The sequence below is a fragment of the Oribacterium sp. NK2B42 genome (assembly GCF_000424445.1).
Taxonomy (GTDB): domain Bacteria; phylum Bacillota; class Clostridia; order Lachnospirales; family Lachnospiraceae; genus Oribacterium.
Genome location: NZ_AUJX01000007.1, coordinates 34,482 through 49,603, shown reverse-complemented (window position 1 = coordinate 49,603; position 15,122 = coordinate 34,482). Strand labels below are relative to the sequence as shown.

The following is a 15,122-nucleotide window of genomic DNA, read 5'->3' as shown; positions in this document are numbered from 1 at the left end:
CTATTACCAATTCAATTCCAAAGCGTCCTTTGGAGTGTCGTTAACAACTACTTCTTCTACAGTACCGTTTTTTACCAGGATGACTTTGTCCGCAATTTCCGCAAACAAAGAATTATGTGTTACCATGACCACCGTTCTTCCTTCTACCCTGCTCTGGTCCTGCAAAAGCTTCAGGACTTCCCTTCCGGTATTGGTATCGAGGGCACCTGTGGGCTCATCACATAAAAGAAGCCTGGGCCTTTTGGCTATGGCACGGGCTATGGCTATTCTCTGTTGCTGTCCTCCGGACATTTGAGAAGGGAAATTATCCTTTTTTGATTTAAGACCCACGAGATCAAGAGCATCCAAAGGATCCATGATATCCATTCCCAGATCCCTCATGAGATCCACATTTTCATAGGCAGTAAGGGATGGAACCAGATTGTAGAACTGGAATATGATGCCTACATCCTTTGCCCTGAACTGGCCAAGCCTCCGGTCATCGAAGGCAGTTATTTCCTCTCCCCCAAAATAGATATGACCGGATGTGGCTGCGTCAAGCCCGCCTACCATATTGAGCAGAGTACTCTTTCCGGAGCCGCTGGGACCCAATATGACCACAAGCTCTCCCTCCATGATCTCCACATTAACGTCATGGAGAGCCTCGTATACTATCTGTCCGGTTCTGTATATCTTTCCTACACTATTCAGTTTGATAAGTATGTTTGTGTTTTCTTCCATATGCTAAACATCGGCAGTTACTCAAAAAAAGATAATAAAAATGTTATTTTTATAAAAAACGTAAATAATCGTACGTAATATATGAATGATTTTTTGATAAGTTTTTGTTCCTTATGCAGGGTGCTTTTGCAAACCGATAGCGCATAGACATTTTGTGAAATCTCCTTTCAAAGATCCCGCTGCGCCGGTATGTAAATCGAAAAATCCCCGGCAGGATCGGTAAAAATCCTGCCAGGGACGAAAAATCTTCGCGGTGCCACCCTGCTTCACATACTATGTGCGCTTTGCGAGATACCAACATATCTCCGGCTCTCTGTGAGAGCATATTCCGTTTTATCTCCGCCTCAACGGTTTGTGGTTTATTAAATTAAGTAAATTTTATGTTTGCTTCAGGACTATGTCAATGAAAATGGATTTTTGCTATCAGAGCAAAAATTCATATAAGCTAAAAGTTATATTTATGCTTTTTGTCCAGGTATAGGCTAGGCCTCCCACATATGGCTGCTTACATCTCCGGTCTCGTTATCTGAGTTGTATAGTTTGCCTCGACCAGAGTTGTTTTTGGCACGCTTAACTTTGAGGGCTTCCGGGGTGGACTCGGCATCAGCGGTGCTCTTATAAACCTTTTTGGTGCTGTCTGATGAGACCTTTTTTTTACCGGGGCTTCTGCTATCCCTTAAAGCAGTATCAGACCTTTTACCGGGACTTCGGTCATCACTGATGGCAGTATCCGGTCTTTCGTCGGAGTTCAAGTTGTTTCCGTTCTTCTCAGTTTCCTCCTCTGTTCTTCCGGCATTCCGGAGCTCCTCTTCTCTTGCCTCCATGATCTCACGCTCAGCTTCACGCTTTTCGGCATCTGTTGGAAGCTTAGCATATTCGCCCTTTTCCATAAACTTATCGAAGATCTCCTGCTTCTTTTTGAGCTTCCTGTATTCAGCGGCGCACACCGCCATTTTGTCAGCCTCACTGATGTGAGGATTGTTGGAGACGGCATTAACCTTGGATAATGCAGCATTCGCTTCATCAGCCATTACCCGCTGAGTCTCTTCCTTGGTCTTGGCAGTTCTTAACTTTTTCTCGTAATTTTTGATCTCGTCTTTTTCAGCCTTGATCTCGGAATAGAGCTTTGCATCCTTCCGCCGGATGTAATCAAGCTCGTCCGGAGACAGGTTTCCGCCGTACATATATTTTGTTCTTATCTTGTTGAGCTTATCGTCGGAATCCTCCTTCTGAGCTGACATCCTATAGGCATCTTCTATCTTCTGTGCTTCGGACTGGATCATAGTCCGCACCTTCTCGGAAGTAGTCCGGGTGTCATATTTTACAGTTTTTGTTTCTTTCGAAGTAAAATCGCTTTCGTTTTTACGTCGCTCTACCTTCTGCTTCATTTTCTGCGTCCTGGAATAGTTCCCAACAGTCCCGTAACGCGTAAAAAAAGACATATCTATACTCATAGCATTCTCCATTCCCCATCGTTCCTTCGATGGAAAAACGCACACTACAACTATTTCATTACCCTAAATATCGTCATATCCTATAACAATATAAGACATTCAACACAGATTGTCCGTGTTAACCGTCAAAACGAAATGGGTTGACAAATACCGTTTCGATATCTATAGTTAACCTGTTGGCAAAAAATAGTTAACCATAGCAACAGTTGGGCCGGCGCACATCCCTTGCATTTTCCGGACGGAATATACCAAACTTAAAGGAGACACAACATGCGAAATACAAAAACACTGGACCTTTGCCTGATAGCATTATTCACAGCGATCATCTCTATCGTGAGTCAGTTTAACATCCCACTGCCCGGCGGTGTTCCCATGACACTGCAGACCTTCATCGTTCCGGTGGCAGGCATAGTTATAGGCAGCAGGCGCGGTTTCATGGCAACTCTTTCATATGTAATCCTGGGAGCCATAGGCGTACCGGTGTTCCATGGACTTACCGGGGGTCTGGGCAGCATCATGGGACCAACCGGCGGATTCATCATTTCCTTCCCGGTTATGGCACTCCTTGCAGGAATGTTTTATGAACTTGCAGTGATGATTTCAGGAGAAAGAGACGGAAACAGAAAAGCAGTCATATATTACGGACTGAACATTGCCGGAATCCTGGCAGGCACCCTGTTTAATTACGCGGTGGGAGTACTCTGGTTCATGATCATGACCCACAATACTTTAGGCGCTGCTCTCTCCGCCTGCGTGATTCCCTTCATCCCCACAACTATCATAAAGATCGTTTTAGTCCTGATCCTTGCGCCCGCATTGAGACATACTCTGTATCAGGCAAGACTCATAGGAACAGCAAACGCGGCATAAAAATAGTGTATTTAAGCCTCCGATTTCGGGATAAAACCCGGATGAGGTGGCTTTTATTATACGCTCTGACTCGAAATCCTTTCTTATATCAGTTATAATTAACGGTAATGATAAAGCTTAAGGAAAACTGATACAGGAGGCAAACATGAACTTTCAGACGAAATACGAAGAGTGGCTGGACAGACTTCCGGACACAGACCCGTTAAAGCAGGAGCTCATCTCCATAAAAGACAATGAAACCGAAAAGGAGGAACGCTTCTATAAGGATCTTTCCTTCGGAACAGCCGGACTCAGGGGAAAAGTCGGAGCCGGCACAAACCGCATGAACTTCTACACAGTAGGTAAGGCTACTCAGGGAATTGCGGATTACATCATAGCCCACGGCGAAGAAGCCATGAAGAAGGGTGTTGTCATAGCTCACGATCCGAGACATTTTTCAAAGGAATTTGCAGAGCTTGCGGCAGAGATATTTGCGGCAAACGGCATAAAGGTTTATACATTCCCCTCTCTTCGCCCTACCCCGGAGCTTGCCTACATGGTGAACCGCCTGGGAACAAAGGTCGGCATAAATATCACCGCTTCACATAATCCGAAGGAGTATAACGGCTACAAGGCTTACTGGGAGGATGGCTGTCAGGTATCAAGCGAGGTTGCGGACGGAATGCTTGAGAGGATCAATGCAGTTGATATCTGGACCGGAGTAAAAAAATCAGATTACGGTGAGGGTATCCGCTCCGGTGCAATCACAGTCCTCGGCGAGGGATACGACAGGGAGTACCTGGATAAGGTTTTAAGCCTGAAGATCCATGACGGTGATGAGCTTGACCTTGATATCCCCTTCGTTTACACACCCCTTAACGGCTGCGGATCCATCCCCTTCCGTGAAATGCTCAAGGAGCGCGGCTTTAAGAACTGGAAGATCGTTCCCGAACAGGAAATGCCTGATCCGGATTTCACAACCGTAGGTTATCCGAATCCGGAGGATCCGAAGGCATTTAAGCTCAGCGAAGCTTATGGAAGGGAATTCGGTGCGGAGCTTCTTATGGCAACAGATCCTGACGCGGACAGATTCGCTATTGAGATAAAAGATGACGAGGGGAACTACATCCCGCTTAACGGAAACCAGACCGGTTATCTCCTTGTAAACTATATTCTGGAAGGCCGTAAAACTGCAGGCACTCTTCCTGAGAAGGGGGCAATGATAAAGTCCATAGTCACTTCCACCCTCTCGGATATCATTGCGAAAGCCTATGGTGTGGAAATGTTCGAAACTCTGACAGGCTTTAAGAACATCTGCGGTAAGATCCCATACCTTCATGAGAACGGCTACACCTATCTCTTCGGATATGAAGAGTCCGTTGGATATGCAGCCTGCGAAGAAATCCGCGACAAGGATGGAATCTCTGCCGGAATGCTGGTGGCTGAGGCCGCTGCTTATTACAAAAAGCAGGGCAAGACACTCTATGATGTGCTTTGCGAGATATATGAGAAATACGGATACTTTGCCGAGGATGAACCAAACCTTGTACTGGAAGGTATTGCCGGCGCAAGGCGCATAGAACGCATGATGACCTATATCCGGGAGAACCACCCCGCAGAGCTTGCCGGCTCCAAGGTGGTGAAGGTTATAGATTATAAAGATGGTTATGAAGATATCCCCCCTCAGAATGCCATGAAATTTTTCCTGGACAACGGCTCCTGGTTTGCCATGAGACCCAGCGGCACAGAACCCAAGATCAAGTTCTACATCTATTCTGTTCAGGACTCAAGGGAAAAAGCCCTTTCAGTGAACAGGCAATTGAAGGAAGAAATACTCGCATCCATTAGCACCATTGAATAAAAGTCAATCATTAAGCCTGGTCATAAGCAGGTAAGAGCGGAGGGACAGTAGTTCTGCCGGAGCACATAAAAGTCGAGCGGTCAGGCATTCAATCGGATGCCTGACCGCTCGACACTGCTTGAGTACCTCGGCTCATTCACGATCTCAGTACCCTCAGTACATTGTCTACGGAGGAAACCGAGCCATTGTTCAAAAGTACCTTAAGGGCGGTTGTGAGAATGCTATTATCCACCTCATACACTATGAAGATCATGGGTACCGTTCCGCCTGTGTTGTCGCCGGCACGCTGCATCATGGTCTTGATGCCGATGCCGTAAACGCCGAGTGTAGAGGCGATCTGACCGAGTACACCGGGATGATCTACGGCCTGAACCCGGATATAGTACTGATGTACGCCCTCTCCTGCAAATTGGAGATCCGCATCGTACCTTAGATGAGGGAGAAGATCATAGGCAGCGCCCTTTTCTATCTTCCGCGCCACACTGACAACGTCCCCTATAACAGCGCTTCCTGTAGGAAGAGGACCGGCTCCGCGGCCATAGAACATAAGATTGTCTACCGCGTTGCCGGTAATGTAAACTGCATTAAACTCATTGTTGACATTGGCAAGAGGGTGATTCTCAGAAACCAGAGATGGCTCAACATTGCAGGTGACCTTTCCGTCCTCATTGTGGGCGGTTGCCAGAAGCTTTATCTTATAGCCGAATTCCTTGGCAAAGGCGATATCCTCGCTGGCCACCTTTGTGATCCCCTTTGTGGGAATGTCACCGGGCTTGATGCCGATACCGAAAAGAAGGGAAATAAGTATAGACAGCTTATTGGCTGCATCGATTCCCTCAACGTCCGCAGTGGGATCTGCCTCTGCAAAGCCCTTAGCCTGGGCATCCTTAAGCACCTCCTCGTAGGGAGTTCCGTTTTCTGTCATCTTTGTCAGTATATAGTTGGTGGTTCCGTTAAGGATTCCCTGAACCTGGCTGAATTCGTTGGAGATGAGGGCACTGGAGATGGCATTCAGGATAGGGATACCTCCCGCAACACTGGCTTCAAAACGGAGCATGAGCTGGTTCTTGTAAGCAAGCTCCTGAAGCATCTGACCGTTGGCAGCGATGGCAGCTTTGTTGGCGGTGACCACGTGTTTTCCCGCTTTCAATGCATCTGCCATGAAGGTTGTGGCAGGTTCGATGCCGCCGATAAGCTCGATGACTATGTCGATTTCCGGATCATTTATGATATCGTATGCATCTGTTACATACTTTTCCTTAGGTATAGCTATGCCTCTGTCAATCTCAGGGTGACGATTCAGGATCTTCACGATCTCAAGGGACATTCCGGTTGACTGTTCAATCTTCGTACGACTCATTTCGAGAGTCTGATATGTACCCTTTCCGATATTTCCGATACCAAGCATTCCAATGTTTATTTTTTTCATGATCGCTCCGATTAATCTTAATTCTTAATGATTATACCAAACAGAAATGGCATAAATGTAACTCATGAAATCTTAACACACTATAGGTCATATGTTCAATTTCATTTAAGTAATATCAACGATAATTCTACTAATGGGAGTAACAGTCCAGCCAGTGTATATGTAGACCGGAGCCGGAGGGCATCCATTTAGAGCCGTTAAGCTGAGTCTTGAAAAATCAAAAACGGACCCCTTAGAACCACTTGATTCTAAGGGATCCGATTTTAGTTTTTTCTGATGAAGTGTTTCGGCTTTAAATGATGCTCTCCGGCTCCTGCCGGCCAGCCTAGTGGTAAATGATATTTAGTAGTATCCGAATTCCTGTCCCCAGTACCACTTTCCGCCGCTTTCATAGATGCCTATTCCGCAGGACTTGAAGCTTGCGTTCATTATGTTATCGCGGTGCGCAGGGGAGTTCATCCACGCGTTCACCGCAGCGTCCGGAGAATTATAGCCCTGTGCGAGATTTTCACCATACATAATGTTTGGTGCTACGGTGTACCAGTCGGTGCCATCCGGTCTTGAATGTGAAAAGAGTGATGGAAGCTCCGTTGCTCTTATCATCGCGCAGGCGGCAAGGCTGTCATCCCACTCGAGAGCGGCAAGTCCGCTTCCGGCTCTTTGCTGGTTGACCATATTAAGAGCGTTTTTGGCGTTGGTCATAAAACTCTGACCCTGCCACAGGCTTGTTCCCCTTGTGATTACATTTGGATCTACCGAACCTGCGGGTGCCGCTTTTGGTTTGCTTCGGATAGCGGCATCGTCTCCTACACTGCCTCCAAGCTTTCCTTTAGCTATTACCAGTACTGCTGCCAGACATACAACGAGCAGAACGCCCACGATGCCAATCTTTCGATTGACTTTTATTCCTTCCTTCATGATTCTGTCCCCCTGTTATTGAATAATGTTTAATGTGATTTTATTCATAAATGCCCGGTTGCGCCATCCATATTTCGGATCATTTTCAATCTTCTCCAAGTGATGTCATCACATAGCGGAAAATTTCATTTCCCTTCTTGTCAACACAAGCATAGGAATCTCCGTCGAAGAATGAAGCATAACCATCGTACAGATATGGATAAGCCTTGGTTTCCAATATAACCTTCAGGTCTTTGTTATAGATCCTGCAGCTGTCATTGTAATCCTCTGAGCCCAAGAACAGCCATTCATTGGTCAGATTGTCGCTGACAACATTGACATAACCGTCATAATCCATAAGCTCATTCAGATTCTCGTCATACATCCACTGATGGTTTTTACCGGTTGTGTCATCATAAGAGCTTACGGCGATATACGGTACATCTGCCACACCGTTTAAGGTGTAGAAGGCATTGGCATAATCGGCACCCTTAATAAAGATACGTTTGCCAGTCTGAACATTCATGAGCCATACGCCTGTATTCTTGATCTCATAGGAGTTGTTTGGACCGTCCTCTGTTCCGGTTGCATAGGCTACGGGGATCTTGTCACAGTACTGCCATGAGTCATCATCATCTCTGAAGAGTTCGTTGCCGTCGTTGTCAAATACTGCTCTTCTCCAGCGTGAATCCTCGGTATATTTACTTGCATAGAAGCCCCACTGATATACTCCGGAGCTGTCGAAACCGTCGATGGTCTTGATGAGATAACCCTTTGGATCAATGACGTCCACATGGTCTTCTGCAACACCAAGCATATTGCCGTTCTTAAGCTTGTCTGCGTAAACATAGTTGTTGCCAAGGATGTTGTCGCCCAGCTTATTGATGATGACTGCACAGTCATCCTTTCGTGCAAATGCAGTTCCGTCGGTGAAAGGCTGTGCATACTGGAAAGGACCCATAGCTATCTTGTGGTCGTTTTCATCAATGTAGTAGTAACTGTCATACAGGTAGAATACATAGTAGCCGTCTCCATAGGAAACGTCATACAGAGAATCGGTATCATTGAGAAGCTCCGTAAGTTTTCCGTCATTGGCTTCATCCAAGGTTTTGTAATCGAGAACGATATTTCCTTTGTTATCGTAGATTACGAAATCATTGGTTTCAGAGTTGGCTTTACATAATACATGATCCTTCATGCCGCTGATGTAGCCGTATTCAGGTGAAACAAAGCTTCCGTCCGGAGAGATGAGCTGGCGGTGAATGTTTTCATCCGGAACATCTAACTCATCTGAGCTGTTGTTCTTTGCACCTTCAACAGGGTCGTACTTACATACTTCATAATACGGCAGATAAAACTCATTGTAATCTGCAGGATCATAGTAGGAAAGAACCTCAATGCTGTTGTAAACAGGATCTGTAATGAGGCGTCCCTTTGTATCAAAGAAGCCGCACATGTATCCGCCGATATAAGAGTAACTCTCATCCTCGCCGTACTGGACATCCACAACGAGAGGACTGCCGCAATAAGGAAGCAGTAAGCCGTAATCACCGCCGGGCTCCACTGAGGTAAGTGTGCCTTCGGGTGCGTCATTAAGGCGGGTGTAGTTTGCCTCAGGTGCAGGCTTTGCTTCGACACCCTTGTCATCGTACATGGATACATCCATGACGGAAACGTAACCCTTTGAAGCGACAAGGCGCTGACCGTCTGCAGACATGATCCAGTCGTAGATAACTCTTGCGGCTTTAGCTCTGTTGTCCGCGGGGTCTGTCTCCTCGGGAATAACGGCATAGTATGCATTACGATGAGGATACTTCTTATCACGGATGGTTGCAGGCTCAGGCTTTACTCCGTCAACGGAAATGATCTTTAAACCCTTTGCCTTTTCCATATCATTGGCGTAGTAGTATACGGAATAGCCGATGGCATTGGCGGAATTGTCGTAGGATTTAACCGCTGTCATCAACTCGCCCATTTCCGAAGCTACAAGACTTGAAGGCGGAGTAACCATAGGAGTATCCTTCATGATGTGCTTCAGGATAAGTGCCTGTGAGCCGGCGCCTTCATTACGCTGGAAGGCCTTGATCTCGGCATCATTACCTCCTACTTCCTTCCAGTTGGTGATCTTTCCGGAATAGATGTCTCTGATCTGATCGGTGGTCAGGTTATCAACCGGGTTATCCTTATTGACCACAAAGATAAGTGCATCGGTTGCAAAATCCTCTATACGGTACTTGAAGCCTGCATCTGCCATTTCCTGAAAGACCTTGGCATTGGGCTCTCCTACGATGAGCATGTCGGCCTCTCCCGCAAGAAGATTCCGGAAGGACTGGGTGGTTCGGTTGAATACGCAGAAATCTTCGGCTTCTTTTTCACTTATGCCAAGAAGCGCTGAGGTCAGAGTTTTACCGAGAGGTACAGTTGAGGTGGAACCATCAAGCCTTGGAAAATTTTCTTTAGTGAAATCGAAATCTGGAAGCTTTATCGGCTCGGATTTCTTTTCCGTATTAGCTGCCTTTTCTTCTTTTCCTTCTGTTGATTCCGATGCTTCTCCTGAGTTTTCCGATCCATCGGCGGATTCAGCTTCGGTCTCCTGAGCTGAGGATTCCGCTTCTCCCGAGGGCTGAGGCTTCGGATTATTTCCGTTACATCCGGCAAGGGAAATTGAGGCTGCCATCAGCACAGCAGTCAGTAAATGTTTCTTCATAAAACCTCCTTAATATAGTTACGTGCACGGCAAGGCTCAGGTTTCATAATCCGGTTCTCTTTTCCTTCTCATTCTGGTGTAGGAAAGATTTACCAGCTGCTGCACAGAGCTGACTTCAGAAGCCCTGGCCATGCCGAAATCAGCATGTATGGTACACTTAAATCCGTTCAGCATATCAATTTTACGTACTTCAGCTTCCGCCTTTTGTACGAGACCCATCATGCCGTTAAAGCTTGTGGTTTTTCTGGCTATGGAAAACACACCGCCATTGGTTCTTGAGAGAATGAAACCGGTACCGAAAACAGCTCTTAGTATATCCGCGGTTTTTTTCAAAAGCTCCTGTCCGGCAGCATCGCCATAATCCTCTATGATGCCGGAATATTCTTTTATTTCACAGGAAATATGAGCATAGTTCTCCCTGTTTTTCTTATAGTTATCATCGAGATCCAGCATTGCGACCATAAGCCCCTTCATGTTCATAAGTCCGGTAACAGGATCCTCCAGATCAAGCCTTCGGGCTTCGTCAGTTGTATGTATCTCTTCCGTATCTACAAAGAACCCGATAAGTCCGCAAATCTTACCCATGTTATACATCGGATACTTGCTGACAGCTATATGATGAACTACACCGTCCACCACATTTTTGCCCAATGCTTTAATGACTACTTCGCCCTTGTTGATGATCTCCTTATCCATGTTTGCAGTGGAGATGCCGTCGATACGAAGTCCCAGCTCCGCGTCTGTTTTACCTATCAGTTTTTCCGGTGACAGGTCATAATATTCATAAAAAGCCTTGCTTGCTCCCAGGTACCTGAGCCGTGTGTCCTTCCAGAATATCGGGATACTGCTTTTGTTCATAAGGAATTCCCAGGCATTTTCTGCTTCGATGTGACGGTCTGAAGAAATGGTGCCTTTTTTCAAAAGCCCTTCGATGATCCACATAGTCTCCGGGTCGTTAATGATGGCTGGCTTTGAGCTTACGAGCAGCCTGTGGGCATTGGCACCTCTGAAGGAAGTAACAGTAACCTCAGTCCATTCGTAGCTGCCGTCAATCTTGCGCATACGGAACAGTGCAGAAAAGGTTCCGTTTTTGTTCTCCTTCAATTTGGTCTTTATGTTCTCCGGGGAGACAAAGCTTCTCCATCTTTCCTGCTCATCGGGATGGATATAGTTTGATACATTTTCCGAATAGTAGCTTTCAGTATTCTCGATGGTACTCCCCACGGTTTCGGAAGGAATACTGGTGGAGATAATGGTTCCTTTATGTTCATCTGTATCGACGTAATGAATACTGTCGAAATTGAACATCAGCTTTCTGGCCAGGGCATCAAGCTCTGAAGTGAACTGTTTCTCCTGCTCATAAACCAGACTGTCCATGGTGGCAAATATAACAGAAAGATCATCGCAGGAGGAAAGTATCCGGAAGGAAAGCTTATAAAAATTACCGTTTGCGAGGAAGGTCATGTACTCTTCCGCATTATTTGCCTCCGCTTTGAAAGCCAGATCCCGGCATTTTCTTCCCTTAGGGCTTTCGGGATGGTTCATGTCCGCCTCCAGAGCTTTGAGATCCTTATAGCCTGCTGTAAGGAGGATCTCATTGAAGTCCTCGTTACTGTAAATTCCCTTGAAGGTTTTACCGTCTGTAAGGAACAGCGAAACAGGATTGTCCACGATAACATTGGTGAGTCCTGCTTTATCATACATGGCAGAAACATTTCTGGTTTCCCACCGGACTCCGTCAGCTTCTAACTGCTTCATGAGACTTTCATAGGGAAGTGCTTTTGAAAAGATATTACCCTGGATCTTTTCACAGCCGATGCTTTTAAGGAAGCTGAGCTGATCTTCTGTCTCAACTCCTTCTGCCAATGTATGCATACCAAGCTTTTTGGACATCTCAACGATCATGGACACTATGGTCTTCGCCTTGTCATTGAAATTATTGAAAAAACCCATATCTATCTTTATTTCGTCAAAAAGAAAATCCTTAAGGACGTTAAGGGAGGAATAGCCGCTTCCGAAATCATCCATCCAAACCTGGAAGCCTGCCTTATGGAATCGTTCTATAGCTCCTGAGATGATTCCGTTGCCTGACACCAGGGAGGTTTCGGTTATCTCAATGTTTATGAGACTTCTGCGTATGCCTAAGGACTCTGTAAGTGTGGAAATATCAGTTACGGGGTCGTTAAATACAAAGTCAGTTCTTGAAAGGTTAACAGAAACAGGTACCACCGGGAGCCCCTTTTCCTGCCTTTCCCGAAGGAGTTTTGCTACCTGCTTTACCACATAAAAGTCAAGATTATAGGAAATCCTGTTCAATTCCAAAAGCTGTATAAAGTCATCAGGATACAGTAAGCCATAGGTTGGGTCATCCCAGCGGGAAAGAGCCTCAAATCCGCAGAGTTCACCCGTAAGTGTACGCATCACAGGCTGCAGGCATATCCGGATCCAGCCACGCTCGATAGCATTACCAAGATTTCTGACGATATAGTCCTTCCTGGCGCTTTCGTCTGCCAGCTTTTCGTCAAACCACACGAAGCCGGAATTATAATTATTTCTCAGGGTATCGCAGGCCATACGAGCCCTGTTGCAGGCAACATCTACGGATATTTTTTCATCATCTATACCGTAGATGCCCATACGTACAGGCAGGGATTGCCCATGATTTATATTCTGTATCTGTTTAATGATTCCGTTAAGCTCGATATCGATTCCCGCTGCTCTTGTAAAGACGTAGAAACGGTCTTCTCCGAATCTTGAACAGTATGTGCTTCCGAAATGCTGCTTCAGGATATCCGATATGCTGCAGAGCAGACGGTCTCCCGCCTCCTGACCGAAGCTTGTATTGAAACCCTTCATGTCTTTTAAGTCAAGGGTGAGAACTACGGCCTGACCGTATCTTTCTATGATCTTTGGGATATCGCTTTGGGCTTTTTTGAGAAATGAGCCACGGCTAAGAAGCCCTGTCAACGGATCAAATTGAAGCTCCGCAGGGATATTAAGAGAATGAAATTGTTTACTTATATTACTTATATCAGTTAAATTTGCAGAACCATCCATATTTTTCAGCTCCGTGATATTCTGTGTAAAATTTATCGTTGAGCTTAGTTATCTTCATTGCGCAGGTAACAAAAAAACTTTTTCCGCACAGGTTACTTACAAAAATTATTTCTGATACTATAATAGCACATTTTTCTCACAAATGTGTCACTATTTTTAAGACGAAATAATATCGGACAGGCGGTGAACCGACCTGTCCGATACAGGGAAAAATAGTTTTACAATCATTAATAAATCACAGTTTTGTTTTTGCCTGTATTTTTTGCTTCATAAAGCACCTGATCTGCATGGGAAGTAAGGCTGTCTCCGGATTCCGGGTTCTGTTTTTCTGCCACACCCAGACTTATGGTGCAGTTTCCGGCCAGAGGAAAGGTGATGTCAGAAAAGGCCTTTCGGATTGCTTCTGCAATTTCAAAAGCTTTCTCCTTGCTCATTCCGGGAAGCAGAATCATGAATTCTTCACCACCCCATCGTCCTGCCGAAGCATCTGCTATTTCAGAGGTTTGTTTCTTCATTACCTCTGCCAGGGTACGGATTACATTATCGCCTTCATTATGTCCGAAGGTATCATTAATTTTTTTGAAATCATCGATATCCATCATGACAAGGGAAACAGTCTCACGGGAATCCGACTCAGCAGCTTCTGTTATCCTCCTCTGTATCTCGCCACGATTAAGCAGCTGTGTCAGTCCGTCGGTGATAGCCATATTACTGAGCTTTTGATTCATGTCTGAGAGCTGTTCGTTGGCGGTTTCAAGTTCACTTGTAGCCTGTTCTATAAAGTTTGCAAGACGTTCAACGGTTGAAAGTCTCTTATTGCCATGAAGCTCCTCACAGGAGGTCTTTTTCCGGGGCTTTCTTCCAGGGATCATTTCCTTCAGGGTAGCCAGGACCAGAGTAAGATTGTGCTGGTTTACGTTGTCATCCGTTCTCAGGAATTCACTTATGGTATAGAAACCCGATGAAGGAGCTATAGTCTCAAAGGCTTTGGTTTCATTTCCGATCTCATTATCTCCCCAAAAGGCTTTTCTTCCTGCACAGGAAAAGATCATGATGACATCAGGGTCTTCTTTTCGTATTTCCCGGATATTCTGATATATGGATTCCATGATGGTTACAGGATCTCCATAAGCAAGTCTTATCTTTGAAGTATTCTCCACATCAGAAGCCATGACAAGAGAACCGTCCTTCAGACATTGCTGAGGGTGACGGAGGATGTCGATTCCGTTTCTCTTGATGATGTACGGGAATTCAAGGGTATTGTACAAAAAGGTATCGTCATTTTCGATTTTCAGGTAGCGGTGGTAAATGTTGAATGCACTGACACCATCGATCTCCTGAAGGACATTACCCATTGCTTTCGTAATATCCATATATTTGCCAAGGGGTTTCCAGCCGCTGATATATCTGCTGTTCACAACCAGATCATCTCCGCCTATAAAAACAAATACTATACTGTGATCAGCAGCATTTCCTCCATTCGAAAGTACATAGGAGGAGAAGGAATCCAGGGCAGCATTGAAAGCTCCGCCGCCAATGATGTGGACGTCAGATCTTACTTCATCAAGACCGGTGCATAGCTTTGTCATGGAAGTTTTCCATACCGTAGTATAAAAAAGTATGGCTTTAACCCAGCTGTTCTCATTGGCAAAGCTGACAACCTTTGGCATAACACCGTCAACACTTTCCATATCCAGACGATACTGTTTTACATCCACTTTTGCTGTAGGTGATTCAAACAAGGTGCAAACCAGAGCATAAGTATCTGTACTCAGATCCCCCTCAATGATGCTCCCTGCCGTTGAACAACCGACATAGGCGGCACCGGGGAATTCATTTTCCAGCTTCTTACAAACATACTCGATGGCATATCTTTCCAGAGATCTGCTGAAAAGCTGAAAAAGTAAATGATCTTCCTGCCCCGGACCGGTTTGTTCTCTTAATTTATGTAAGGCTTCCACGGAGTCTTCCGGTTTTTGAAATGTAACTTGAAACTGTTTCACTCATAGTCTCCTTTTGGTTATTCCTGTATCAATAAAACAGCTTTTATATCACTTAAAAAGCTGCAGAAGGTTTTGTGAATAAAAGATTTATAGGGTATTTATCGACAGGTTTCTGGTTTTTATCAGTTTAAAACAAGAGGTGATT

At 45.4% G+C, this 15,122-nt stretch carries 9 protein-coding genes; 2 read left to right on the top strand and 7 right to left on the bottom strand.

All coding sequences use genetic code 11. The features are described from left to right. Positions 1 to 3: 3 nt before the first annotated feature. Both G625_RS0103960 and G625_RS0103955 read right to left on the bottom strand, forming a co-directional pair. On the bottom strand, positions 4 to 720 hold the full coding sequence (locus tag G625_RS0103960; protein ID WP_029200069.1) for an ABC transporter ATP-binding protein: 717 nt from the start codon (positions 718 to 720) through the stop codon (positions 4 to 6). Positions 721 to 1,202: 482 nt separating this feature from the next. Continuing rightward, positions 1,203 to 2,108, bottom strand: coding sequence for a hypothetical protein (locus tag G625_RS0103955; protein WP_156885022.1), 906 nt, complete (start codon positions 2,106 to 2,108; stop codon positions 1,203 to 1,205). Between the two features lie 336 nt (positions 2,109 to 2,444). Here G625_RS0103955 and G625_RS18260 point away from each other — a divergent pair, with 336 nt between their 5' ends. Then, entirely contained in the window at positions 2,445 to 3,044 is a 600-nt protein-coding gene (locus G625_RS18260) for a biotin transporter BioY (RefSeq protein WP_044931503.1), read from the top strand. 145 nt (positions 3,045 to 3,189) lie between these two features. Continuing rightward, positions 3,190 to 4,884 carry a phospho-sugar mutase gene (locus G625_RS0103945; RefSeq protein WP_029200067.1) on the top strand — a complete coding sequence of 565 codons (1,695 nt, stop codon included), beginning with the start codon at positions 3,190 to 3,192 and terminating at the stop codon, positions 4,882 to 4,884. 136 nt (positions 4,885 to 5,020) lie between these two features. On the opposite strand, the gene G625_RS0103940 is transcribed toward G625_RS0103945, so the two are convergent. From G625_RS0103940 to G625_RS0103920, 5 genes are all read right to left on the bottom strand, one after another. Further along, positions 5,021 to 6,313, bottom strand: a complete 1,293-nt coding sequence (locus G625_RS0103940) for a homoserine dehydrogenase (protein ID WP_029200066.1) — start codon at positions 6,311 to 6,313, stop codon at positions 5,021 to 5,023. A 342-nt stretch (positions 6,314 to 6,655) separates the two neighbouring features. After that, positions 6,656 to 7,231: a CAP domain-containing protein gene (locus tag G625_RS18255; RefSeq protein WP_049895681.1), complete on the bottom strand. Its 576-nt coding sequence runs from the start codon at positions 7,229 to 7,231 to the stop codon at positions 6,656 to 6,658. An 85-nt stretch (positions 7,232 to 7,316) separates the two neighbouring features. After that, positions 7,317 to 9,917, bottom strand: a complete 2,601-nt coding sequence (locus G625_RS20985) for a substrate-binding domain-containing protein (RefSeq protein ID WP_049895679.1) — start codon at positions 9,915 to 9,917, stop codon at positions 7,317 to 7,319. A 36-nt stretch (positions 9,918 to 9,953) separates the two neighbouring features. Then, on the bottom strand, positions 9,954 to 12,974 hold the full coding sequence (locus G625_RS20980) for an EAL domain-containing protein (protein ID WP_049895678.1): 3,021 nt from the start codon (positions 12,972 to 12,974) through the stop codon (positions 9,954 to 9,956). A 227-nt stretch (positions 12,975 to 13,201) separates the two neighbouring features. Continuing rightward, positions 13,202 to 14,977 carry a sensor domain-containing diguanylate cyclase gene (locus tag G625_RS0103920; RefSeq protein WP_029200065.1) on the bottom strand — a complete coding sequence of 592 codons (1,776 nt, stop codon included), beginning with the start codon at positions 14,975 to 14,977 and terminating at the stop codon, positions 13,202 to 13,204. Positions 14,978 to 15,122 lie beyond the last annotated feature (145 nt).

What these genes read in the sequence shown, in the direction of transcription:
- G625_RS0103940 (WP_029200066.1), bottom strand. Translation starts at nt 6,313, where the DNA reads ATGAAAAAAATAAACATTGGAATGCTTGGTATCGGAAATATCGGAAAG.
- G625_RS20980 (WP_049895678.1), bottom strand. Translation starts at nt 12,974, where the DNA reads ATGGATGGTTCTGCAAATTTAACTGATATAAGTAATATAAGTAAACAA.
- G625_RS0103955 (WP_156885022.1), bottom strand. Translation starts at nt 2,108, where the DNA reads ATGAAGCAGAAGGTAGAGCGACGTAAAAACGAAAGCGATTTTACTTCG.
- G625_RS18260 (WP_044931503.1), top strand. Translation starts at nt 2,445, where the DNA reads ATGCGAAATACAAAAACACTGGACCTTTGCCTGATAGCATTATTCACA.
- G625_RS0103945 (WP_029200067.1), top strand. Translation starts at nt 3,190, where the DNA reads ATGAACTTTCAGACGAAATACGAAGAGTGGCTGGACAGACTTCCGGAC.
- G625_RS0103960 (WP_029200069.1), bottom strand. Translation starts at nt 720, where the DNA reads ATGGAAGAAAACACAAACATACTTATCAAACTGAATAGTGTAGGAAAG.
- G625_RS20985 (WP_049895679.1), bottom strand. Translation starts at nt 9,917, where the DNA reads ATGAAGAAACATTTACTGACTGCTGTGCTGATGGCAGCCTCAATTTCC.
- G625_RS18255 (WP_049895681.1), bottom strand. Translation starts at nt 7,231, where the DNA reads ATGAAGGAAGGAATAAAAGTCAATCGAAAGATTGGCATCGTGGGCGTT.